General features: G+C 45.4%; 23 protein-coding genes, 2 pseudogenes and 2 riboswitches. Of the genes and pseudogenes, 9 read left to right on the top strand and 16 right to left on the bottom strand.

The window, feature by feature from the left end:
• Window positions 1–11 precede the first annotated feature (11 nt).
• Window positions 12–1,583, bottom strand: a complete 1,572-nt coding sequence (gene clcA / locus ACSNJE_RS07645) for a H(+)/Cl(-) exchange transporter ClcA (protein ID WP_495252374.1) — start codon at window positions 1,581–1,583, stop codon at window positions 12–14.
• 238 nt (window positions 1,584–1,821) lie between these two features.
• Here clcA and ACSNJE_RS07650 point away from each other — a divergent pair, with 238 nt between their 5' ends.
• On the top strand, window positions 1,822–2,316 hold the full coding sequence (locus ACSNJE_RS07650; RefSeq protein ID WP_495252375.1) for a Csac_0668 family 2Fe-2S cluster-binding (seleno)protein: 495 nt from the start codon (window positions 1,822–1,824) through the stop codon (window positions 2,314–2,316).
• A 45-nt stretch (window positions 2,317–2,361) separates the two neighbouring features.
• Here ACSNJE_RS07650 and ACSNJE_RS07655 read toward each other — a convergent pair whose 3' ends face one another.
• From ACSNJE_RS07655 to mntA, 5 genes are all read right to left on the bottom strand, one after another.
• Window positions 2,362–2,709, bottom strand: a complete 348-nt coding sequence (locus tag ACSNJE_RS07655; RefSeq protein ID WP_495252376.1) for a DUF190 domain-containing protein — start codon at window positions 2,707–2,709, stop codon at window positions 2,362–2,364.
• An 11-nt stretch (window positions 2,710–2,720) separates the two neighbouring features.
• Window positions 2,721–3,092 carry a fluoride efflux transporter CrcB gene (crcB, locus tag ACSNJE_RS07660; protein WP_474773704.1) on the bottom strand — a complete coding sequence of 124 codons (372 nt, stop codon included), beginning with the start codon at window positions 3,090–3,092 and terminating at the stop codon, window positions 2,721–2,723.
• A gap of 44 nt (window positions 3,093–3,136) precedes the next feature.
• Entirely contained in the window at window positions 3,137–3,526 is a 390-nt protein-coding gene (gene crcB, locus ACSNJE_RS07665; RefSeq protein ID WP_495252377.1) for a fluoride efflux transporter CrcB, read from the bottom strand.
• A gap of 99 nt (window positions 3,527–3,625) precedes the next feature.
• A riboswitch (Fluoride riboswitch) is annotated at window positions 3,626–3,690 on the bottom strand.
• Between the two features lie 176 nt (window positions 3,691–3,866).
• Entirely contained in the window at window positions 3,867–5,033 is a 1,167-nt protein-coding gene (locus tag ACSNJE_RS07670) for an MFS transporter (RefSeq protein ID WP_474773703.1), read from the bottom strand.
• A gap of 44 nt (window positions 5,034–5,077) precedes the next feature.
• Window positions 5,078–5,557: a type VII toxin-antitoxin system MntA family adenylyltransferase antitoxin gene (mntA, locus tag ACSNJE_RS07675; RefSeq protein WP_495252378.1), complete on the bottom strand. Its 480-nt coding sequence runs from the start codon at window positions 5,555–5,557 to the stop codon at window positions 5,078–5,080.
• Between the two features lie 220 nt (window positions 5,558–5,777).
• Between mntA and ACSNJE_RS07680 the strand changes: the two genes are divergently transcribed.
• Both ACSNJE_RS07680 and ACSNJE_RS07685 read left to right on the top strand, forming a co-directional pair.
• Window positions 5,778–7,799 (top strand): thioredoxin domain-containing protein, encoded by a 2,022-nt coding sequence (locus ACSNJE_RS07680; protein ID WP_495252379.1) that lies wholly within the window; start codon window positions 5,778–5,780, stop codon window positions 7,797–7,799.
• 75 nt (window positions 7,800–7,874) lie between these two features.
• Window positions 7,875–8,294: a VOC family protein gene (locus tag ACSNJE_RS07685; protein ID WP_474773700.1), complete on the top strand. Its 420-nt coding sequence runs from the start codon at window positions 7,875–7,877 to the stop codon at window positions 8,292–8,294.
• A 249-nt stretch (window positions 8,295–8,543) separates the two neighbouring features.
• Here ACSNJE_RS07685 and ACSNJE_RS07690 read toward each other — a convergent pair whose 3' ends face one another.
• Complete coding sequence (locus ACSNJE_RS07690) at window positions 8,544–8,858, bottom strand: hypothetical protein (RefSeq protein ID WP_474773699.1); 315 nt, start codon at window positions 8,856–8,858, stop codon at window positions 8,544–8,546.
• A gap of 82 nt (window positions 8,859–8,940) precedes the next feature.
• On the opposite strand from ACSNJE_RS07690, the pseudogene ACSNJE_RS07695 reads away from it, so the two are divergent.
• Window positions 8,941–9,185 (top strand): annotated as a pseudogene (locus ACSNJE_RS07695) (integrase core domain-containing protein); the annotation flags it as partial.
• A 536-nt stretch (window positions 9,186–9,721) separates the two neighbouring features.
• Here ACSNJE_RS07695 and ACSNJE_RS07700 read toward each other — a convergent pair.
• The 6 genes and pseudogenes from ACSNJE_RS07700 to ACSNJE_RS07725 all read right to left on the bottom strand — a co-directional run bounded on the left by ACSNJE_RS07700 (window position 9,722) and on the right by ACSNJE_RS07725 (window position 14,559).
• On the bottom strand, window positions 9,722–10,291 hold the full coding sequence (locus ACSNJE_RS07700; protein ID WP_495252380.1) for a hypothetical protein: 570 nt from the start codon (window positions 10,289–10,291) through the stop codon (window positions 9,722–9,724).
• Between the two features lie 506 nt (window positions 10,292–10,797).
• Window positions 10,798–11,444 (bottom strand): annotated as a pseudogene (locus ACSNJE_RS07705) (transposase); the annotation flags it as partial.
• A 72-nt stretch (window positions 11,445–11,516) separates the two neighbouring features.
• Complete coding sequence (locus ACSNJE_RS07710) at window positions 11,517–11,666, bottom strand: hypothetical protein (RefSeq protein ID WP_160315561.1); 150 nt, start codon at window positions 11,664–11,666, stop codon at window positions 11,517–11,519.
• Between the two features lie 111 nt (window positions 11,667–11,777).
• Window positions 11,778–12,266 carry a hypothetical protein gene (locus ACSNJE_RS07715; RefSeq protein WP_474773695.1) on the bottom strand — a complete coding sequence of 163 codons (489 nt, stop codon included), beginning with the start codon at window positions 12,264–12,266 and terminating at the stop codon, window positions 11,778–11,780.
• A gap of 110 nt (window positions 12,267–12,376) precedes the next feature.
• On the bottom strand, window positions 12,377–13,210 hold the full coding sequence (locus ACSNJE_RS07720) for a hypothetical protein (RefSeq protein WP_474661217.1): 834 nt from the start codon (window positions 13,208–13,210) through the stop codon (window positions 12,377–12,379).
• Between the two features lie 20 nt (window positions 13,211–13,230).
• Entirely contained in the window at window positions 13,231–14,559 is a 1,329-nt protein-coding gene (locus ACSNJE_RS07725) for a S8 family peptidase (RefSeq protein ID WP_495252381.1), read from the bottom strand.
• A gap of 380 nt (window positions 14,560–14,939) precedes the next feature.
• Between ACSNJE_RS07725 and ACSNJE_RS07730 the strand changes: the two genes are divergently transcribed.
• Window positions 14,940–16,016: an IS110 family RNA-guided transposase gene (locus ACSNJE_RS07730; protein WP_495252382.1), complete on the top strand. Its 1,077-nt coding sequence runs from the start codon at window positions 14,940–14,942 to the stop codon at window positions 16,014–16,016.
• Window positions 16,017–16,284: 268 nt separating this feature from the next.
• Here ACSNJE_RS07730 and ACSNJE_RS07735 read toward each other — a convergent pair whose 3' ends face one another.
• The 3 genes from ACSNJE_RS07735 to ACSNJE_RS07745 form a co-directional block, all read right to left on the bottom strand.
• Entirely contained in the window at window positions 16,285–17,148 is an 864-nt protein-coding gene (locus ACSNJE_RS07735) for a response regulator transcription factor (protein ID WP_495252383.1), read from the bottom strand.
• Between the two features lie 233 nt (window positions 17,149–17,381).
• Complete coding sequence (locus tag ACSNJE_RS07740) at window positions 17,382–18,233, bottom strand: zinc metalloprotease HtpX (protein WP_495252384.1); 852 nt, start codon at window positions 18,231–18,233, stop codon at window positions 17,382–17,384.
• A gap of 25 nt (window positions 18,234–18,258) precedes the next feature.
• Window positions 18,259–18,690: a MerR family transcriptional regulator gene (locus ACSNJE_RS07745; RefSeq protein WP_013119453.1), complete on the bottom strand. Its 432-nt coding sequence runs from the start codon at window positions 18,688–18,690 to the stop codon at window positions 18,259–18,261.
• A gap of 205 nt (window positions 18,691–18,895) precedes the next feature.
• Window positions 18,896–19,067: riboswitch (cobalamin riboswitch) on the top strand.
• A 105-nt stretch (window positions 19,068–19,172) separates the two neighbouring features.
• Here ACSNJE_RS07745 and ACSNJE_RS07750 point away from each other — a divergent pair.
• The 4 genes from ACSNJE_RS07750 (at window position 19,173) to cobS (ending at window position 23,993) form a co-directional block, all read left to right on the top strand.
• Window positions 19,173–20,528 carry a purine-cytosine permease family protein gene (locus ACSNJE_RS07750; protein ID WP_474774462.1) on the top strand — a complete coding sequence of 452 codons (1,356 nt, stop codon included), beginning with the start codon at window positions 19,173–19,175 and terminating at the stop codon, window positions 20,526–20,528.
• 29 nt (window positions 20,529–20,557) lie between these two features.
• On the top strand, window positions 20,558–21,856 hold the full coding sequence (gene thiC / locus ACSNJE_RS07755; RefSeq protein ID WP_495252385.1) for a phosphomethylpyrimidine synthase ThiC: 1,299 nt from the start codon (window positions 20,558–20,560) through the stop codon (window positions 21,854–21,856).
• Between the two features lie 59 nt (window positions 21,857–21,915).
• Window positions 21,916–23,196, top strand: coding sequence for a B12 lower ligand biosynthesis ThiC-like protein BzaB (gene bzaB / locus ACSNJE_RS07760; protein ID WP_474774464.1), 1,281 nt, complete (start codon window positions 21,916–21,918; stop codon window positions 23,194–23,196).
• Between the two features lie 68 nt (window positions 23,197–23,264).
• Entirely contained in the window at window positions 23,265–23,993 is a 729-nt protein-coding gene (cobS, locus tag ACSNJE_RS07765; protein WP_474774465.1) for an adenosylcobinamide-GDP ribazoletransferase, read from the top strand.
• The last annotated feature ends 33 nt before the right edge of the window (window positions 23,994–24,026 follow it).

Raw genomic sequence — 24,026 nt, forward strand, 5'->3', positions numbered from 1 at the left:
AGAAAAGGTGGCTACATTTCCGTTTCTCCGGCAAGTTTTTCCAGGGCTGCCTTAACTTCGGCCGTCCGGTCGCCTTCGGTAAGAACAATCAGGTAATCTCCCGGGAGTATCTCTACATGGCCCCGGGGAATGATCTCCGTTTCTCCTCTTTTTAAGCCCACCAAAAGGCAGTTTTGGGGCCATTCAACTTCTTTGACCATGCGGCCGGCAACAAGCGCACCCAGGCACACCGGTATTTCAAGGATGATCTTTGTGCCCCTGTCCTGATGAGGTGCATTATCACGGTTCTGTAAAATCCTTTTCAGTAAAAGCTCATATACAGGTTCAGACCGCAATAAAGTAACAACCATGTATGATGTCATGGAAACAGTAATCAGCGCCAGCAAGTGACTGAAGGAGCCTGTCATCTCCGTAATTAATACACTGCCCGTTACCGGAGCCTTGACAATGGCAGTAAAATAAGCAGCCATAGCCAGGACAATAAAATTGTTCAAGTATTGTGGATTTATATGAAACAAATTCACTGCAATACTGCCGAATATATCCCCCGTTAAAGCGCCAATCACAAGTAAGGGCAAGAATATGCCACCGGGCACGCCCGAACCGTAACTGAGCATGGTAAAAGCAAACTTCACCGCCAAAAGCGCAAATAACATAATCAGGGAATAGTGCCCACTTCCCAATGAATCAATCAACCTGTGTCCCCCACCCAAAGTTTCCGGGAGGTAAAACCCGAGCACGCCCCCTGCCATCAGAGGAAGCAAAGGTTTAACAATTTCCGGTACCACCTTCACCTTTCCGTACATGTTTAACGTAAATACCAGCGAACGGTTGAAAAAAACACCAAAAACCCCGGCAATTACCCCTAGAACTACCAGGAGGAAATAATACTTCAAAGGCAAAACTTGCAGGTCATGAAAATGAAAAATCGGCTTTTGGCCGAAAAAATTTTGTGACACCAAATCGGCTGTAAGCGATGCCGCCATAGCGGCAGTTAAAACCACCGAGGAAAAATTTTTGTGTACTTCCTCAAGAGCAAAAATGACACCTGCCAAAGGAGCATTAAAGGCAGCAGCTAAACCCGCGCTCGCTCCGCTCGTAACAAGATATTTTTCCTCAACCCTCAATCTTCTCAGGGCACGACTGACTCCCTGCCCGGCGGCAGCGCCAAGCTGAATGGAAGGCCCTTCCCTGCCCAATGAAAGTCCACTTCCAATGGCCATAATGCCTCCTACCAGCTTGGCCGGTATAACCTTCCACCAATTCATCGTCAACTGCCCAGATAAGTACCCCTCTACCTGCGGAATGCCGCTTCCGGCCGCCATTGGCTCATACCGTACAATTTTGCCTAATAAAAAAGCTATGACAATGAGTGTCAGAAAGAATACTGCTTTGGGCCACCAAGCGTTATTCTGTAAGACAGGGTATATGTAATCGCGTAATACTTCAGCTTTTTCCAGCATGAAACGGAAAAACACTACCAACAGTCCAGCCACAAAACCACTTATTATACCTTCAACAAAAAGCTTGAGGCGAAAATCCCACCAGTGACTTAATACCCTGTATGTACGACTTTTTCCCATAAATCTTCACTCCACGGACTTTACAAGAAAGTAAAACTTTTCAATATATTTATCTTAAACCTTCTTGTCATTTCCGTCAAACACGGTTATCCTGCAAAATCTTGCCCCAAACCGGCAGGATTTGGGGCCAATATACAAGAATATAAGAGAATAAAACAAAAATATAAGAGAATAAAACAAACGGCTATGGATGGTTGTATTACAGATAACAGCAAATAAGGATGAAGGGAGAATGCTTATGCCCGAAAAACAAAAATCCTGTTGAGCTTCCGGCGAACCTGCCCGTGTGGCTCCTGAAAATAAACTTATATCAAATGATAATCTGTGTCCCGTTTGCGGTAAACAGGGCACCGGCGTCAAAAACGAAACTGTCGGGCACCTGGTTAAGAATGATTTGAAAAAAAGCGTAGAGTCACATGATTACAATTTATGTATGACCGAAGACTGCGACGTGGTATATTTCAAACCCGGTATCGTCTTTTACAGGAAGGATTTAACCGTCCCTGTTTGGTTTAAAACCAATGCCAACCCCAGGTACATTTGCTATTGTAACAGGGTTACTCAGGAGCAAATCGAAAACGCTCTTATTAACGGTAATGCCCGCACCGTAAAGGATGTTGCAAGGCTCACAGGAGCAATGAAAAACGGACAATGCTTACTGAACAACCCTACAGGGAAATGCTGTGGCCCCGTTATCCAGCAAATAATTGACAATGTCCTGTTGCAGAAATAGCGGGGAACCCAATGCGCGGTTTATGTTTAAGACTGTTGCTACCGGTTAAGCCTGCTTTACCCGGAATGGTCCGTACCGGACAATGTCAACATCTACAACCATAATAAGACCCCGGGGCACCATTTCCTGGACCATCGGCAGCACCCTGGTTATGTTTTCTGCCGAATCCACTGCCTCCAAAATCATGGGCAGATCGGCAGACAGGTCCAGTATTCTGGCCGAATGCAGCACTTTATCGGCTCCGTAACCTTCTATTCCCCGGTAAACGGTTACGCCGGCTATCCCCTCTTCCTTTAATTTCAGTACCAGTTGGTGATACAGCGATTTTCCATGCCATTTCTCTGTTTCCCCGAGATAAATCTTCAATAATTTACCTTTTCCCGTAATATCCATGCCCAATCCTCCTATACATATTCACCTAAAGTCAGGCCAAGCCATGCCGCTAATAACCCCAGTATAACACTGCCTGAAAGGTACCTGACCGCAATTCCTTTTTCCCCGTCCTGAATCAGATTTATAATTTCAAAAGCAAAAGTGGAATAAGTGGTATATGCCCCCATAAAACCGGTGGTGGCTACGGGCTTCAACCAGGCCGGAGTTGCCCCGCCTTTGGTCAACAGGACAGAGAGCAGGCCCAACATAAAGGAACCGGTAATATTAATACAGAAAGTGGCCAGGGGGAAATCCCCTTTCCAACGCCGGCCTACCCATTTGCTTATCCCGTATCTCGAAACAGCCCCAAAAATTCCTCCTATGCCTACAAACAAATATTCCATAAGTAGATTCCCTCACTATATTATTATAACTCTGAAGGTTCTTCCTAACCAGCCTGCCGTTGGGCCAATGCCATCGCTGCAACGGAACCGGCCCAGGCCAGTATCACACAGCCCAGTGGCGTGGCCAGGAGATAAACCAGTGCCGGCCAAACCTGTTGGTTCCGGATTAAATTAATTGACTCGACAGCAAAGGTGGAAAAGGTGGTATAGGCCCCCAGAAATCCGGTGCCTGTCGCCAAACGCAATCTGGGGTTTATTTCCAGCCGTTCCAGGGTTAAAGTGAGAAAAAAGCTTAATGCAAAACATCCCGTCAGATTTATGATTAAGGTATTGACCGGAAAAGACCAGCCAAGCCATGTATTAATTATTTTCCCAAGAAATGCCCTGGTAACGGCACCCAAAAACCCGGCCAAACCTACAGCAATATAATCCACAAACCAAACACCTGCCTTTGTTAAACTATATTATAAAGTAAAAAATTGTAAATCTGAAATCAAAAATTGCGTTACAGAATAAAAACTCCTACCGGCGTTAAGCCAGTAGGAGCCATCATCTGTAAAAACAGCGGTTCGAGGCGAGCCCCATCGCCTTTTTTGTAATATATTTTAAATGATACATATTCTACATAAAACAAGCATTTCCTGCCGGTCTCCCAAAATCCTAAAAATTGCTGTTGGAGAATGAACAATTGCTTGAACTTAGATCCCTTGGAAAACTTACAAAACAATTATAATAATGGCAAAATCCAGAGTCCTCCCCCATATCTATTAACATTCAACTTTTATCATATTCAACTTTATTCCCCGGAGCCAGAACAGCAAACAAAGCAACTCCGGCAAAGATACCCATAAATCCGCCAAAGTAGAAAGGAGCCGCTGCTCCGAAGCTTGTCCACAGAAATCCGGCAAGAGCGGAAGCCGGTAACAAGCCTATGCCTACCAGCATAGCATGCAGACCTATCAGTGTTGCCCGCCGGTCTTCCGGGGCGATATCTGAAACCAATGCCTTTTCCACCGATTCAGTTAATCCGGCATAAATCCCATAAGCCCCAAACAAGAGCCACAGCCACTGTCTTTCTGTAACCAGAGCAAAACCCAAATAGACAAGCCCGTAAAACAAGTATCCAAAAACCAAAAAGTTTCGCCGCCCGAATTTATCGGATAATCTCCCCGCGGGATAAGATACTAAGGTGGAGATAACATTAAAAGCAAGGTACAACAGAATGGTCATCCCTGTGCTGAAACCCAGGTCTTTTGCCCTCAGGAGCAAAAACTGGTTGGATGAATTGCCCAGGGTAAAGATAAACGTTACAATCAAAAACAGTTTCAGTCGGCGGTCAAGGGTATTCCATTGAAATTTTAAATTCCTGGCCGTACGGGTTGAGTTTGCTTTATGTTCGCGGACCAGAAACAGCGTTGCCACACCCAATACAGCGGGAACAATTGATACAAAAAAAACCGGCTGATAGTCCCCCTCATAATAAGTAACAAAGAAAAAAGCAAGAGTAATTCCGATTACAGCGCCCAAATTATCAAGGGCTTTATGCAGCCCAAAAGATTTACCGGAACGTCCGCGTTGAGAACTTTCCGCAATCAGGGCATCTCTAGGGGCAGTCCTTATGCCTTTGCCAAAACGGTCGGCAACCCTGGCCCATAATACCCAAAGCCATGAACTGGCCACTACCAGCAGTACCTTGCCGGCTGCCGAAAAACCATAACCTCCAATAGCCAACAGTTTTCTGCGCCTGAATTTATCAGAGATATATCCGGAAAAGAGCTTTAGCAAACTGGCCAGGCTCTCGGCAATCCCTTCAATAATCCCGACGATGGCCGGTGCAACCCCCAGTTTAGTTGTTAAATAAATAGGCACCAGTGGATACACCATTTCACTGCTGATGTCAGTCAGAAAACTTACTATCCCCAATATGATTACATTGTACAATTCTCTCCCCCCTTCAGTTCACACATGCGCAGTAGGGCGAATTCTTATCCACCACCGAAACTCCCCTCCCTTATACGCCTTGCCAAACCTTCGGAAAATATCCGTTGGGCAGGTAAAAAATCAAAATACAGGTCCATTGTTTTCACTTTAAAGTCAACCAACTGGCCTTTCCTTTCGTCCCGGGCAAATAACAATTCTCCATCTTTAATAACACGGTATGCCAATGCAGGAGGCGCTTCATTAAGCACAACCAGTTCAACCCTGTCTGTTTCAAGAACTATTGACAGTTCACCCATTAACCTGAGTCTCTCAGGAAGGTAGCGCTCCCGTTCAACAGACTTGTCAAACAGGATAGCCAAGTCAATATCGCTCTGTGGTGTTGCCCTGCCGGCGGCGTAAGAGCCGAAGAGGTAAAAGGCAATTATTTGACCACTGTCTCTGATTGTATTTATGAACTTTTGCAGTCTCGACCTTAGTTTTTCTATTGGAAAAATGTTATCCGTGGTCAATAAAAGTCCCTCCATACACTGTTTAAATTATTATACCTCATTTGATGTGTCATTTCCTGCCATTTTCTGTAACCGCCACAAGTTTTTTATATCAGGTATTTCTCAAAATCTGATGGAAGCAGCATCCTGTGTTCATTCAAGGAACTCTTTGCAATTTCTACCCTTCGCACTGCTATTTTTTTGGGTTGATTTTGAAATAATATAACAGATATAACAAGTTAAAGGAAGTGCAAACATGCAGACAACGTATACCAATTGTCTTATCAACGAAAAATCCCCCTACCTTCTCCAGCACGCCCACAATCCAGTGGATTGGTACCCCTGGGGCGATGATGCCTTCCGAAAAGCAGAAAAAGAAGATAAGCCCATCTTTCTCAGCATAGGCTACAGCACCTGCCACTGGTGCCATGTGATGGAACGGGAATCCTTTGAGGATGAAGAAGTAGCAGCCATACTTAACGAACACTATGTCTCAATAAAAGTGGACCGGGAAGAACGCCCCGATATAGATACCATCTACATGTCCGTCTGCCAGGCTATGACCGGACATGGCGGATGGCCGCTGACCGTTATCATGACTCCTGATAAAAAACCCTTTTTTGCAGGAACATACTTCCCCAAAAAAAGCGCCCGGGGAATGCCTGGCCTGACAGACATCCTGATTCAGATAGCCGATTTGTGGCGGGAAAGAAAAAAAGAACTGACAGAATCAGGAGAAAAAATAACGGAAGCTGTAAACAGCCATTTATTTTCCCATACCGGCGGAGATGTTTCAAAAGAGATGCTGGACAAAGCCTTTGCCTACTTTGAAGAAAACTTTGATCGCCTTTATGGCGGGTTCAGTGCAGCGCCCAAGTTCCCCACTCCTCACAACCTGACTTTCCTCCTGCGTTACTGGAAAATGTCGGGCAACGGCGCTGCCCTGGAAATGGTGGAAAAGACCCTCGATGCCATGTACCGCGGTGGGATTTACGACCACATAGGTTTCGGTTTTGCCCGGTACTCCACCGACAGGAAATGGCTGGTGCCCCATTTCGAAAAAATGCTTTATGACAACGCCCTTCTGGCCATCGCATACCTGGAAGCCTATCAGGCCACAGGAAACCGTAAATATGCCAAAACAGCCGAGGAAATTTTTACTTATGTGCAAAGGGACATGATATCACCGGAAGGAGGTTTTTATTCGGCGGAAGACGCCGATTCAGAAGGAGAGGAAGGCAAATTTTACGTCTGGACGCCCGAAGAAGTGAAAGAAGTGCTGGGTGATAATCTTGGGCGGTATTTCTGCCGTGACTACGGCATTACTGCACAGGGTAATTTTGAAAGCAAAAGTATACCCAACCTGATTGAAACAGGTTACGTAGAAGGCTACGAAGAAGCCAGGAAAAAACTTTTTGCACGACGTGAGCAGCGGGTGCACCCCTTTAAAGACGACAAAATCCTGACCGCCTGGAACGGTTTAATGATTGCCGCTATGGCCTATGGCGCGCGGGCCTTAGGGGAAAAAAAGTATGCCGAAGTAGCTGCCAATACGGTGAACTTTATCAACAAAAACCTGCGCAGAGAAGATGGGCGGCTTTTAGCACGGTTTAGAGACGGCGAGGCGGCATTCCTTGGCTATCTGGATGACTACGCTTTCTATGTTTGGGGTTTAATTGAACTGTATGAAGCTACATTTGAGCCTGCATACCTGGAACAGGCCCTGGAGCTGAACAACGATATGCTGAAACTTTTTTGGGATGAAGAAAACGGCGGCCTTTTCCTCTATGGTAACGATGCCGAAAATCTTATCACCCGGCCGAAAGAAATCTATGACGGCGCTCTGCCTGCCGGTAATTCTGTAGCAGCCGTGAACCTTTTCAGGCTGGCCAGGTTAACAGGTGACCGGCAACTTGCAGAAAGGGCCCGGGAACAACTCAAAGCCTTTGGGGGAAGTGTGGCAGAATCGCTCATGGGTCACTCTCACTTCTTAATGGCTGTATGGTTGGACCTGACACCGCCTGTGGACATAACTGTAGTCGGCAACCGGAAGGCAGGCGACACAGAAAAATTGCTTGCCACCGTAAACAGCAGATTCATGCCGGAAGCAACGGTGATCCTAAAACCACCGGGACCGGAAGGAGAAAAACTTGCTCAGGCAGTGGCCTTTCTCAGGGACAGGAAAGCCGTTAACGAAAAAGCCACGGCCTATGTCTGCAAAAACTATTCCTGTCACCCGCCCGTCACTGATGCAGATGAATTGGAAAAATTGCTGTAACTGCAAAAATTATTAAGAAGATAAGGACCATATCTACACAGTATACCAAAATTAATAGAGAAAGAAGGGTTTTTAATGAGTGACTGGATAATCCCGTATTTTACATTCAAAGGCAACTGTGAGGAAGCAGTGAAGTTTTATCAAAAGGTCTTAGGCGGAGAAATGCAAATATTACGTTTTGGTGATGCACCGCCCAATCCGGCATTTCCAGTGCCTGACCATATGAAAAATCTTGTTCTTCACGCTGAGTTAAGAAAAGACGGTCATGTAATTCGTTTTTCGGATACTTCCCCGGATGCGCCATACAGAGCAGGAAATAATATTTCTTTTTCACTGGAATTTGATACAGAAGATGAAACACGCTTAACATTTGAAGCGCTGTCTGAGGGAGGACAAGTGGAAATGGAGCTGCAGGAAACCTTCTTCAGCCCGTTGTACGGCAAATTAACAGACCGGTTTGGCGTGACCTGGCAACTGGTGTGTAAAGCTAAATAATAAAAAATTTTTCTATACGCTTCGATGGGCCCCTGATAATGTCCTCTGCCCCTTATCCGTTTGGTATAAATGGCCCTTTAGAGGCAGTTGTTAAAACAGGTCCAGCACCCGGCACATTTGCCGGGAACGAACCATCCACTATTTCTTTCACGAAATTTCCTGCCTCCGGGGCCAGAACGACTCCCTGTTCCACTTCAGTAGTACCAACCTGCATGGAATCTACGGCTACCTTGGTACCCCTCTGGAACATCACTGTTTTTGCAAGTACAACATCCCCGCCACAATTAATGCCGATATCCAGAATAGCACCTTTTCTATCAGGTGGCTCTTGGGGTTCCCGTAAATCCGCCAACCGGAGAAGATTAGCAGTATTCCCGGTAAAACAAAGAGCCAGGGCTGTAGTTCGCCAAGGGTCTTTTCCAGAAAGACTGTCAAACCGTTCAAACCCAGGGGCAGCAAAGCCGAGGCGATACAGCAAAGGTGGCTTAAAAGTACTGTAAACAGGGCCCCGGTGAGAAAAAACAGGGAATTTTTTTGATTTACCCGCCAGATGATGATTTGCACTTTATCCCTCCAAATTTATTCTCAGGAAAAAATTATGCGCCATTAATCCGTCTTATGATTCCTATCGCCTTTTCGGTGTAAAAAACTACCAGAGTGTGCTGTAGCAGTTTTTTGCATAACGATGTAATTCCTTTCTACCGGGAACGTGGTCTCTCCATATCTGCAATTATTACCGACAATAGGCGGGAGTACAACGGAACAGAGACTCATCCCTACGAACTGTATCTGGCTTTAAATGACATAGAACACCGCCGAACTAAAGTGCGCCGGCCCCTGACAAACGGATTCGTGGAGAGATTCAACAGGACGGTATTGGATGAGAAGTTTAGCTGTATACAATATAAAATACGATATTTCGTACTGCTTTGTTGTATGAAATCAATTCTCGGACAGACTCATAGTTTATGTTGCTTAGTTACTTTTTTTAAATATAAAGCTTTTTATTTTGGATAAGTATCCTAGAAATAAGCCAATTATAATTGAAATAGGTAAAAAAATAAGACCGTAATTATGAACTCTAAATAGTTGATCTCTGGCCTGCCAATACCATACTACCCAAAAAGGTGCAGTAGGATAATCGTATGGTATCCACTTCGTACTTAACCACGTCAAAAATAAAAAGCTTATCGCTAATCCAAGCAAAAACCGCTTTAAAGAAAACATTTAAAATTCCTCCTTTCGGGTTATTCTTCTAGTTCAATTTGTATGTTCCTTTTATTTTTTAATATGTGAATTATTAGAGCCGGTTTTTCTCTTTTCCAAGAAAAACCGGCCAGCCCTAAGAAATAGAACCATCTTTGCTTAGCTATTATAAAGCCGGAACAATTGCGGACATTTCTGCAGTATTGTTATTTATTTTTGCCTCAGGATGATGCTTCCCTTTTCATACCAGGAGTTGACAAGCTGGAAGAACAAGCTACCGGCCAGGCTGTCCAGAGGCACATTCTCTGCCAATAAATAGTAGCATTTTTGTTAGCTGGAACATTAATAGAATAGCTAACTGTTACTGTACCGCTATTAGTTAAGGTTCTTCCAATTTGAACTTCTACATCATTAATAGGAACTTTTAGTGTTCCCCCTATACTATCAGACCAACTAGCTTGTATACTTGCACCTAAAGTACTACCATTAGGTCCTCCTGCCCCTGAAACTAAGGTATATTTTTCTCCATAGTACTTAGTAGGACCTGATAAACCGGTTATCTTCCAATAATAAGTATAATAAATCGCATCTGTTTCAACATTGTTTTTATCAGCTACTTTAACATTCTTTTGGTCTTTTCCTTTCTCATAAAACGGTCCATCTGCTGAAAATTCCTTAATGGGATCAAAATCAACGATTTTTTCGTTTGCATATGCCAAACCTGTCAAATTAGTTATTAAAAACACCGTTAGCAAAGGACCACAAACAATTTTCTTTCTCTCATAAAACAATCTCCCTCAATAATCTTTTGATATCTCCTTTTTGCTCGCTTAATCATAGATTTTCACTTTTTCAATTTAGAGTCTCTTGGATAATTAATGCTTAGCAGTATAATATTGAATGTACGTATGTGGAGTAAACCAGACCGCTGGTTGTTTGTATTTTACGGCCGTTGGGATTCCACATTGTCTCCGGTGGGAACCCTCCCATGTCTCACAGGGTCAATGCCCTAAATTCCTTCGTTCTGCCTCTCCAAGAGGTGGAATGTCAGTCATGCTCCTAAGCAGGGTCTTTGCCCGTATGGATAAAATTCAACCTGACTATCCCAGCTCTAAATTGTCAAAGATCTAAATCTATAATCAATCTTGGTTACGGTATTACATAAATGTACCGCTGCTCACCACATGGCTGCCCTTAACGCCGCGGTCACGAGCCAGTCAAGGGCCGCTTCAGCGGCTCCGCTTCGCCCTTAACAGGCGAGGAAGTGCGGTGTATAATTGACTGCTGCAGTGTAATTCTAAGCCACTAACATTTTTGGCCTGCGGATATCACTTAGCATCTTTTGCGGGTCATATGTTGTACCTTTGGTTAAAAGTGCATAAAAAATTCGGATTAGTTTGCAGCACAGGGCCATCAGGGATTGCATTTTGGTTAAAGGATTTTTCTCCCGAGTAGTATAGTGCTTATGCAACTCCCGAAATTCTGGATTCTTGGCCACGAGCGGCATCACTGCCTGGAATAGGCCCCGTCGCAGATTCTTGTTGCCACGTTTACTCAATGTTATTTTACCTTTGTGCTTACCTGAACTGTTTTCATTAAGATTCAGCCTTCCCAGTTTCTGAATTTGCCGCAGATGCGCAAACCTTTTGATTTCTCCCACTGATGCTATAAAACATAAACTTCCATGGCCACCCGCAGTTCACGGTACACACCTTCCGGTAGATACGGTTCCAGGTACCGGCCATCTTTGACTAGCATTGCAATAGTTTTGGGATCCTTCCGGTCATTCTTGGTCGGGCTGTTGTCATCCAGTTCCTTGGTTCGTTTGACATGGAACGGATTGACCAGGGCTATCTTTACCTGGCCTTCTAACAGGTGAAAGCCCAGGCTAAACCAATAATGTCCTGTTGGTTCCATACCTACAATAACTTCTTTTTTACCATGTCAACGTGCATTTTCTGCCACCCATCGGTCAAACTTCGCAAATCCTTCATATTCTCTTTTTCAAACCTCATTTTATTTCATTACAGGAATGCTCCTTATACAATCCTGTAGCCTCTCGAAAATCAGAACAATAGTTATCTGAACAAAACAAAAATCGTCCTTAAGCTCATTGACTTTGATGGAATTTAGGATTTTTGTCACCGCCGCGAACAAGTAGGCCATCAAAACTGGACCCCTTCAAGAATTAAGTTAACGCTCTGATAAATGATGGAATACTTAACTGTCAGGGCATCTTCGATCAAAGCTATGGGTTACCACCGGGTTCTTTTTTTATCACAAAGTTTTACCAATCTCATCAAGACGCTTAAAAATAACTGCAGCCGACTCAGCTTCGACGATAGATGGGCCTAGAGTGCGCACCATTCGACGAAGTTTTTTTGTGTAATCTTCAAGTTTTGAAATGTCATTTTCAACCATTTCACCTTTCGAAGCTTTAAACAAGATTTCGTCTACTAGGTTTTTCCCTTCGTTATGAAACTCTATCAATGATTTAGGCATGGGGACATGTTTTATTATTGGATCTAAATACGTAAACTCTCCTTTAGCTAACATCAATTTATTTGTAAAATCAGAAGTATTATTCCTAACATCAAGAGAATCCTGTAAGAAGTTAAGTATATCATATTGTTTAGCCATGTACATTTTATAATCATTAACTGCCGATTGCTCCCGTTTTTTCCACAAACCGTAACTAAGCGCTGATAATAATAAGATACTTATTAATAACAACAATATAATAGTTTTCAATTTTCTGTTTTTCATTGTAGCCTCCCAAACAGTAATGCACAGTATAATAATATAATATTATCAATGACCACCCAAAGATCAAATAAAATGCTAATGATGGGCAGAATAATATCTGCCCATCACTTTTAATTAGAATATGATACCGTCTCACTTGCTTCTTCATTAACACCAGTTATCCATGAAAAAGATATGCCCCACGGATAAGACACGGAAGGATTTGAAATATCTAGTTGGGTATGTCCATAAGCTATTCTCATTTGCATATCTCTCGTCATGCCTCCCCTAGATACCTTAACAAACCCCCAACCTTCTGCTGCCCACATTTTGTTATAAGAATCCCATAAAGGAAATTTAGCCTGAGCAGTATTAGTACCCGCCAGGGCAAAATTATATTGTTTTGTATACGACGTTGGACTCCCTATTGTTGTTGCTTTATATGTTACAACATTATAAGATTCTGCTGTAAGTAAAGTCATTGTAGGTGCCCAGCCTGCCCCAATAATGTCAGTACTTAAGTAAAGAGGTTTACTACTCCATGACCAACTAAAACCTGTCTTCCAATAAGACCGATCATTTTTTGAGTCATACCAGAAGTTTAAGTGATATGCATCAAATGTCAAAGTTGCTGCTAAAGCATTTATTTCATCTTCAGTGCCCTTAAAGCATTTAAGCTTTTTTATTTGTTCATCAGTATAGCCGTAGTTTTTGAGTGTCATGTCGTCAAGTTTAGCTCTCTTTTTTAATTCTTCTGCATAATCAATTTTTTTGAGTTCTTTGATTTGAACATCGGTATACCCTAGCTTTTTTAACTCATTGTCATTTTTTTGTTGAAGCTCTTTAATTTTTTGGTATTCATTAATTGTTTTAGTTTCACTAATAGTAACTTCCTTAGCAAACGCCGGGGCAAAAGTCATTAATGTTAATAAAAACGCCATTAAAACCCCTAACAACCTTTTCATTTTTAAACCTCCTTATTTTGCTACTTAAAAAACGCTTCCCCCGCCCCCTGCTCATAAGGCGCAAATCCCAAATCAACCGCAGTATTCGTCAACTGCCTTTTCACCTCATCCGGTGTCCAATTTGGGTTTTGCTCCAGAAGCAAAGCAGCGGTTCCTGCTGCCATCGGGGTTGCCATAGATGTCCCCGACATGGTAACATAGTAATTGGTAATAGTGGTTTGTGCAGGTTTTTCCTGGGTTTCGGCTTGAGCGGCTTTTCCCGGTTTACCTGCCGAACCGCTATTTTTCTTGGGCAAATACGACGTGTCTGATGCCAGAGACGTAATATTTACCCCCGGGGCCACTAAATCAGGCTTGGTTAAACCGTCAATGGTCGGCCCCCTGCTAGAAAAACCGGCAATAACATCATCCTTTTGGTCAACTGTCCCCCTCTCATCCACAGCCCCTACCGTGATTATATGCGCGTTGATGCCGGGGGTGTTTATTGTCCCTGCCGCCGGCCCATTATTTCCTGCGGCTGCCACTACCACCAGCCCCGCGTCCCAGGCCGCGCCCGCCGCTTGGCTCAAGGGATCGGCAGCATAGGATTGTGTTGCCGGAGAGCCCAGCGATAGGTTTATCACTTTGATATTATAAGTGGCCTTGTTTTGAACAACCCACTGTATTCCGGCGATTACGTCACTGGCGCGGCCGCCGCCGGTATTGTCCAGAACCTTGACTCCTACCAGGCTGGCTTCAGGGGCTACGCCCTTATATTGCCCGTTGGATTTACCACCATTACCTGCAATAATCCCTGCTACATGTGTGCCATGGCCGTAGTCATCGTAAGGTGATGTTTTTTTATTGATAAAATCCTTGAAAGCTATAATGCGGTTCGTAGGCTGAGTTAAATCAGGATGCGGGTAAATGCCAGTGTCAATAACGGCTACAGTAATACCTTTCCCTGTAAAACCGACTGCCCAAGCGGCAGGAGCATTGATTGCAGGTACCGCAATATCAAGGCAGGCACGGACTTCGGTATCATAGGAAATTTGGACGACATCTTCATCCTTAGACATTTCTTCTATGGCCGAAGCAGGTAAATCAGCGGAGAAACCCTTGATCAGGGAAAGGTCGTGCTTCAATTTACCGCCTGACTGTTGGATGCGGGTTTTATGTTGTTCCTGTAAGCCTTGCTTTGTTTGGACAATTACGGGAACTATGGAGTTGGAATTATTTTTGATCTTACTTGCTAAATCAGCGGAGACCTTTTCATGAACGGCAAAACCCGGCGCGGCAACAGAAAACAGGGAAAAGATTAATAATGTTGTGAGGATTAATTTTACTGCCTTTTTTAAATTGAGCCTCATTTTTCACCTCCTTATCTGTTAAAGTAGTTTATAGGGAGAAGGGAAAACCCTTCCCACCAGCGTAATGAAGTCAGAGAGCCCAATTTTTCGGGAAAAGACTATCACCTCCTGGTCAGTTCGACTGCTTTCGAAAGAGTTGTCTTTCCCGAAATAAGACTGTAGTCGGTCATGGTCGATAGAGGGGTCGTGCTTCGAGCACCGCAGTTAGATAAGGCTGACCACCGAGCTACAGTAATTAATCTCTAAATCGAGGAGGTCATGAAGTTGCTTTACGTCGGTATTGATTGGGCTGATACCCAGCACCGGATATCTGTTATCGACTCCCAAGGCTTAGAAAAGCTAACTTCACTATCCCTCATACCCGTGAAGGCCTAGAATGTTTGAAGGAAAAGCTCCTTAAAATGGCCAAAAACCCTCAGTCGGCAGCCTGTGTCATAGAAACCAAACACGGCCTGTTAATCCAGTTTTTGCTGGAAGAAGGTTTCACCGTTTATCCTGTGAACCCCAAGGTTGTTGACCGGCGGCGCAAGCCTTCCGGTGCCAAAAGCGACCCACTGGATGCCCGTATCCTGGCAGAACTGGGTAGAACGGATATTAGCCGCTTGCGACAACTCAAACCGGACTCTGAGCTGATCCAGGAGCTAAAAACTTTAACCCGTGACCAGGACACTTTAATTCGGGAATCCACTCGTTTAACCAACCGTTTAATTGCTTGCTTGAAAGAATATTTTCCGGTAGCATTGGAGCTTTTTTCTAAGCCTACTCTCCCTGTTGCTCTGGATTTCTTGAAACTCTACCCCACATTGGAAGCAGCGCAGCAGGCTTCTGTGCCGGAGTTAGCTGCTTTCTTAAAAGCTCATAAGCATCCAAAGCCCAATCAGACGGCTATAGCGCTGTATCAAAAGTTGCATTCTCCCCAGTTAAAGGCTAGCCCGGTAGTTACTAGAACCAAAGCCCGTTTGATGTTAGCTGTGATTTCTCAGCTCGAACCGCTCCTCGAGCAAATCAAAGAGTATGACAAGGAGATAGAGCGCCTTTTTAAGCTCCACTCTGACAGCAAGTTGTTCGCCAGTTTGCCTGGAGCGGGTTCGCGGCTGGCCCCGAGACTTTTGGCAGAGTGGGGAGATGACAGGGAACGCTTTCTGAACGCTTCTGTAGTACAAGCCCTGGGTGGAACTTCACCGGTTCTTTATCAAAGTGGGAAATACCGCTTTGCCAAACGACGAAAATCCTGCGTGAAACCCTTCCGCAACGCATTGCACCAATTTGCTTATCAAACGGTACGGTGGGTTAGTTGGGCGCGCGAATACTACGACAAAAAGCGCTCCCAGGGCAAGGCTCATCATGAAGCTATACGGATTTGGGTCAGGATTATCTTTGCTATCTGGAAAAACCGTAAACCGTATGATCAATCAGTTTTCCTCGCAGCAAAGGCGAAACATAGTTTAGTTGCCTAGAAACTGCAGGATTTTTACACACGGCTTTTTATCAAAGATTTAACTTCGGATATAGCTACCATCATATTACATATCTGGCATATACCGGTTTTGGTTTTTCTCAATCCAATAAATATTTACTTTTAATTATTGACATAGAGGGTCTTTCCCCGGGTTGTTATAGTATAATCTCATCATAGCATACCTTTCCATAAATTTCTGTCCCCCAAAATGGGGGATTTTTCAGTCACATTTCGACATAATTTTGTCCCCCAGAAGGGGGACATGCTCATTCATCAAGTAACCGTAATTCCCTGGCTTTCTTTAAGCAATCGCTTTTCCTGTTAACTCCCAGCTTTTTATAAATTCTTTTACAGTATGTTTTTACTGTCTCCCGGCTTATTCTCATTGCTTTTGCTATCTCACTTATCGTTTGTCCACCGGCCATTAAACGAATTACTTCTCTCTCGCGGATACTCAATATCCTTAATTTAAAGGGATTATCCAGTAGAATATCTGCTCCTTTTAAACTTTCATCAGATAGCTGCTTTTCACCCATTTTTTCTTCTATATATTTCACAGCCAACTGCACCAAAGCCAGTGTATGGCCCAATTCTTCCTCACTGTCCATAGAAACGTCAAGGTATCCGATAATATCCCCACCGGGCCCTCTTAACGGCGCCGCAATGCAGCTCCAATCTTTAAATAACCGGCAGTAGTGCTGCTCCCCTCTTATGACAACCGTTTTCCCCAAGCTCATGGCCAAAGCAATAGCATTGGTCCCGCAGACCTCTTCCCTGAAACAGGTTCCCGGGCCAATATTCATACTATAGCATAACTCAAGGGCTTTCGGGCTGCTCATTAAAGCAACAGCGTATCCTTCATGGTTACAGAGGATAATTAACTGATCCTCATCGGTAAAATTGGGGTAAAGGTCCGCTCTTATCACAGGCCAGGCAGCCGATAACAGTAATTTAGACTTTTCCAGCAACTTATCAACTTCAGGATGGCTTAGAATTCTCGGCATTTGAGCCAGTTCAACTTTAACCCTTTTATCCCGGCATCGTTTATAGGAAGCTTCGAGTATTTGAGACGGTATTAAGAATTTTCCATAATCAACTTTTTTTAATTGCTTAAGTTTTTCAAAAAGCATACTTCTTCCGCCCTCCCATCCTGCAAAGTATGCGCTACACTGATTATCCTAAAATTGTTTAACAATTATTGCCTGTATTCCCAGCTATTTTCTTTTATTATTCTCTTTTTTCTGACAAATTCCTTTTATATGGTTGTTATGACATTATCAAAACACAAAAAAACCCCTCCCACGGCAAGGGAAGGGATTTTTTCTTAAATACAGTGTCATGCTGGAAGCGGAAACTTCATTAATTATAGCCCCATATTCCGCAACCTGCGGACCCGGTCGGCAATGGGCGGGTGGGTGGAAAACAGGTGCAGTAAGCGTTGAGCCGATAAGGGATTGACAATAAACATATGGCTGGCAGCGGAGTTAACTTCCATAGGTATCATCCGGGCCCCCTGCTCGAGTTTCAGCAAGGCATTGGCCAGGCCGTTACTGCTCCCCGCTATGCGCGCTCCCGTTGCATCAGCCAAGTACTCCCGGGAACGGGAAACAGCCATCTGCACCAGCATGGCGGCCAGCGGAGCAAGAATGATCATCGGCAGGGCAGCAAGACCCGAGCCTTCTTCATCGTCACTGTTCCCGCCGCCGAAAATCAGCGCCCACTGCGCCCAGTCAGCCAGAGTAGTAATTACACCGGCCATGACGGCCGCCAGGGTGCCGATTAAAATGTCCCGGTTTTTAATATGTGCCAACTCATGAGCAATTACGCCCTCCAGTTCCTCGCGGTTCAATAAGCGGAGTATGCCCTCCGTAACAGCTACCGCCGCATGGGCCGGATTTCTTCCCGTGGCAAAGGCATTGGGCTGCGGGGACGGGGTGAGGTACAATTTGGGCATAGGCAGTCCGGCCTTGCTGGCCAGTCTTTCCACCATATCGTACAGTTCCGGATTGCCATTTCTGGTAAGAGGCTGGGACCCGGTCATCTTAATAACAATTTTATCACTGAACCAGTAACTGGCGCCGTTCATTAACAAAGCAAATACAAAAGCCATCACCATTCCCTGCCGGCCGCCCAAAGCGCTGCCGACAAGTATGACCAGCACCGTCAGGATACTCATTAATACGACGGTCTTTAATTGATTGCCAAAACCACTCAATGGTAATCAATCCTCCTTTTTTGTTTTAAATCATTGGCTCACCGAGCAAAATCATCAAGGCCTGGATAACGCACAACCCCTTGTTAATTAATTCCTGGGATACCATTCTTATCTGCGGATTTCCGCCGGCAACCTGAAGAGCGGGTACCAGTTCCGTCACTTCCTTTTGTAATTCGTCCAGATGCTGACTGATGCTGACAATCTTTTCAAAAACTTCACCTTTCTCTTTGCCGGCTAACAAATGGGCAATTTCCTCCAAAGAGTAATGCTGTTTTTGGATTTCTTTTATCATTTTAATTATTTTTAGCGTTTCTTCGGCATACAGACGGTGATTGCCCGGAGTACGGGCCGCTTCATGGATGAGGCCCAGTTGGGTGTAATAATCAATAGTCCTTGCGCTAACCCCAGCTAATTCAGCCAGTTGGCCAATACGCAGGTACTTGTTTTCGTTCCCCACATTATCCCCCCAGATCCCAAGTTACCTAAAGCCCTTTAAATTTACTCTTATACTATAAATATACAGTAGTACGTTCTGTTAGTCAATTGTTCAAATGTTATTTTTACCAAATTCAATCCAGTAAATGAAAAATGTTTGTGTCGTGTTTGTCCAACCCCTTGACAGCAGTGGGAAACTTTTACTATAATAACACTAACAAACTGGATAATTACCAAACGTTCCAGGTGCCCGTGAAGGGAGAATAGGGAACCGGGTGCAAATCCCGGACGGACCCGCCACTGTGAAGGAGAGCAGATGCCAAACCACTCCGCAAGGGGGAAGGGGCATTCAATGCGATGAACCTGAGTCAGGAGACCTGCCTGGAATGGTCTATGCCGCCTCGTGTGTAAGGGTTGGCTTAGGTGGGGAGAAGGTAAATCCACGCCGGATTTCTGGCGTGGATTTTTTATTTAACTCAGAAAAATTATAATGGGGGGATGTTTATGTCAGAAGCAGCTTATCAGGAAAAAGTACTGGAGGTGGAACCTTACGGGATTGAGCCAATTCCCAGAGAAGAGCGTCACGGCCGGGCAAGACAGATGTTTACCATCTGGTTTGCCATCAACTTAAACGTAGTTACCTGGTTCACCGGCTTTTTGGGGATTGAATTTGGCTTATCACTTAAGCATGCTATTTTAGCGATTATTATAGGCAACCTGTTGGGAGCCGCCTTTCTTGGCCTGACCTCGGTCGTGGGACCCGTAACAGGCCAACCTCTTATCCCGGCCAGCAAAAGGGCTTTTGGCAAAATCGGAGTTTTTGGATTATCTTTTCTTAACCTGGTCAATAACATTGGCTGGTTGGCTGTAAATTTAGTGCTAGCTGCCATGGCGCTACAAAAAATTTTACCTTTAGGTTATCACTCTGCATTGCTGATTCTCACTATAGCCACCCTGTTAATTGCCGTTTACGGTTATAATTTCATCCATACCTTTGCCCACTGGATGTCTATTATAATTGGTATACTTTTCATAATTATGACAGTAATATCTGTACAGAACCTGCCCGCGCTTTTAAGTCAATCAGCCGCGAGTAACGGTGAATTTAATCTGGGTATATTTATACTTGCCGTAGCTATAGCCTTCTCATATCAGATCAGTTACTGCCCCATTGGTTCCGATTATTCCCGGTATCTTCCCGAAAATACATCCGGGAAAAAGGTTTGGCTGGCCTCTTACCTGGGAGCTTTAACAGTTTGTATTTGGCTGGAAATACTTGGCGCCTTAACAGCCACATTAGGCATGCATGCCGGGCCCATGGATTTCTTTGCCAAATTGATGGGCGTGTTTACAATACCGGCCCTGATTACCGTCATTTTAAGCATATTCCCCGTCAATTCCATGGCCATTTACAGTGGCGGCCTGGCAGCTCTGGCCATGGGTATTCCTCTGAAACGCTGGACATCCGCTATAGTGTGTGGAGGTATAGGAGCTTTATTGGTTTCCTTCGGTGGTGGGCAATTAGCCGATACATATAAAAACTTCCTGCTTCTTCTCTCCTACTGGATTGCCCCGTGGCTGGGGGTGGTCCTCAGCGATTTCTTTTATTACCGGAGCGGTTTGGCGCAGAACAGTACCACAAACGGTTGGGCCGGCATTACTGCCTTTGTGATCGGAGTGATTGTGTCCGTTCCTTTTATGAGTTCTGTGCTGTATGTAGGTCCCCTGGCCGAAAAATATCTTGGCCATGCCGATATCAGCTACTTCCTTAGCCTTGTCGTCAGCGCGCTGGTGTACCGGGTACTCTTAAAATTTAGGAGTGCGGCTGTACCTGTAAAACCACTGCAATTTGAAGAATGAGAAATTATGTTTTAAGGAGGAGATTTGTTGTGACCCAGTTGATAAAAGCTTTAAACGGGGTAATCACGCCCGAAATGGAACAGGTTGCTGATAGAGAAGGTGTTACTCCCGAATTTATACGGCAGGGAGTGGCCAACGGGACAATCGTAATCCCCCGCAACATTAACCGCCGCAACATTATCCCTGCCGGGATCGGAGCCGGACTAAAAACAAAGGTCAGCGCCAGCGTAGGTTTATATGGGGAAAAAGCCACTATTGATACGGAAGTGGCCAAAATCAAAACAGCAGTGGAAGCGGGAACCGACTCCATCATGGACCTCAGTGTAAGCGGGGACATAGATGCCATGCGGCGGGAGGCCCTTGCCGCCACTCCAACCCCATTGGGTACGCTTCCCTTTTACCAGGCCGTGGCCGAAGCCGGTAGAAAACACGGTTCATCCCTCAGGATGGAAGTCGAAGAACTGTTTGAAGTTATTGAACGCCAGGCCGCCGATGGAGTTGACTTCCTCGCCCTGCATTGCGGCACTACCATGAGCATTGTAGAACGGGCCAAAAAAGAAGGCCGGATTGATCCGTTAGTCAGTTACGGTGGCTCTCATCTTATTGGATGGATGCTGTATAACAACAAGGAAAATCCCCTGTATGAAAACTACGATAGAGTGCTGGAAATTGCCCGTAAATATGATGTAACCATCAGCCTGGCTGACGGAATGCGGCCCGGCTGCCTGGCTGATTCGCTGGATGGGCCTCAGGTTCAGGAGTTGGTGGTACTGGGGGAACTTGTGAGACGAGCCAGGGAAGCCGGCGTTCAGGTCATGGTTAAAGGTCCCGGCCACGTTCCCCTGAACCACCTTAAAGCAACGGTCACCTTACAAAAGAGCCTGTGCAAAGGCGCCCCATATTTTGTTTTCGGCCCCCTGGTCACAGACATAGCCGCCGGTTATGACCACATCAGCGCCGCCATCGGCGGGGCTATCAGCGCCTGGGCAGGGGCTGAGTTCATTTGCTATGTAACAGCTTCCGAACACTTGGGCCTGCCTGATATTGACCAGGTACGGGAAGGTGTAATAGCTGCCCGGATAGCGGCTCATGCTGCTGATTTGGCCAAAGGTATGCCGGAGGCGGTTAAATGGGACAGAGATCTTTCACGGGCCAGAAAAGAATTGGATTGGGAGAAACAAATGGCTCTGGCTATTGACCCCCAGCGAGCCCGACAGATCAGAAAAGAAAGAAGCGACGATTCCTCATCGGCATGCGCAATGTGTGGTAAATACTGCGCTATGGAAGTAGTAGCCGAGTATTTGGGAACAGCCAAAACCAGTTGTTAGGATAATTTCTAATTAAACATATCTAAATCTACATGTGTCCAAAAGAAAGGATGATAATTATGACCCAGGTGTTAGCTGCCCGTGCGGGCAAAATTACACCGGAAATGGAGTTGGTAGCTGCCAAAGAGAATCTTGATGTGAAGTTTATTCAGGAAGGAGTAGCCACCGGAAAAATTGTTATTCCGAAAAACAAACTGCGGAAAAAATTCAGCGGCTGTGGAATCGGGGCAGGCCTGCGGATTAAAGTCAACGCATTAATCGGCACGTCCAGCGACCGGTCAGACCCAGAAATGGAGGCAAGAAAGTTAACTGTTGCCGAAAAGGCCGGGTGCGATTCATTCATGGATTTGAGCACCGGCGGAGATATTGACGCCATGCGGCGCTATACTCTGTCCACCGCTAACGTTCCCGTTGGCAGTGTGCCTATTTACCAGGCAGCCATCGAAGCCATCGAAAAGCGTGGGAGTATCGTGGCCATGGAACCGGAGGATATGTTTGAGGCCATCGAAAAACATGCGGCCGATGGCATAGATTTTATGGCCATTCATGCAGCTTTGAATTTTGACGTTATCCGGCGGCTGCAGTCCACCGGGCGTGTCACTGATGTAGTCAGCCGGGGAGGGGCATTTTTGACAGGCTGGATGCTGCACAATAACCGGGAAAACCCTTTATATGAACAATTTGACCGGGTACTGGAAATTTGCAAAAAATATGATGTCACACTAAGCGTCGGCGATGCCATCCGTCCCGGTTGCACGGCAGATTCACTGGATGCCGCCCAACTGCAAGGGCTTATGGTGGCCGGGGAACTAGTAGCCCGGGCCCAGGCCGCCGGAGTGCAAGTAATGGTAGAAGGACCGGGGCATGTTCCTATGCACCATGTAAAAACCACTGTTTTACTGCAAAAACGTTTGTGTAACGGAGCCCCTTATTACTTGCTGGGATTGTTAGCCACGGACATAGCGCCGGGATATGACCATATTACCGCGTCTATTGGCGGGGCATTGGCAGGCGCAGCCGGAGCTGATTTCCTGTGCTATGTTACTCCTGCCGAACATTTGGGATTGCCATTGGAACAGGATGTCAAAGACGGCGTCATCGCAATGCGTATTGCCGCTCATGCCGCCGACCTGGCCCGGGGCAATAAAATGGCCTGGGAAGAGGACCTACAAATGGCCAGGGCACGGGTAGTCCTTGAAACAGAGGGGCAAATTCGTCATTCCCTCGATCCTGAAAAAACAAAATTGGCCCTGGACAATTTGGGAGACCATGAATGTGCAGTTTGCGGGCCTGAATGTGCCGCCCAGTTTGCAGCCAAATATTTTGGTATCACAGGATAAACACTCGGGGTTAATTTTCAGGCACACTTGTTACACAACTCGACTTTACCCCGATAGGAGTTGTTGGGATGCATTTTTTGTTAGCCCTGCAGTTTCTTACCAGAATACCGGTCACCATACGGAGTGAAGTAACCGAAAAAGACCTTGCCCGTTCCATGGCCTGGTTCCCGGCTGTCGGATTACTTTTGGGCACTCTGGCGGCAGGTTTTTATACAGTTTTGTCACATGCCTTCCCCAACCCTACATGTGACCTTTTTGTCGTTGCATTTCTGGTTATTATAACGGGCAATATGCATGGAGATGCCCTTATGGACGCCGCAGACGGTTTTTTCAGCGGTAAATCCCGGGAAAAAATCCTGGAAATTATGAAAGATAGCCGGGTCGGTTCCCATGGGGTCATGGCCGGCTGCCTCCTTTTACTGGCCAAGTTTGTGCTGCTGAGCCAGATTCCCCCGGTCGCCAAAATTACGGCGCTTATTTTAGTGCCGGCACTGGGTCGCTGGCCGCAAGTATACGGCGCTACCCTTTACCCTTACGCCAGGAATAATGGGGGCACCGGAGGTTTCACCCGGTTTGTGGGCACCAGGGAAATGTGCTGGGCGTCTGTAACTGTTTTGGCTGCTGTTATAATCATGCTTGGTATAAAAGGCCTTATTTTGGCAGGAGTTGTTCTTACATGTACTGCTATTCTGAGCAGATTCATTTCAGCAAAAATCGGCGGGGTAACCGGCGATACCCTGGGCGCCATGACAGAGGTAATTGAAGTGTTAGCCCTGGTAACATTACAAATTTTATGATTTCAGTCTCATAAAGGTTAAGCAAACTCAATA

It is taken from the genome of Thermincola sp. GK-1 (assembly GCF_059412445.1).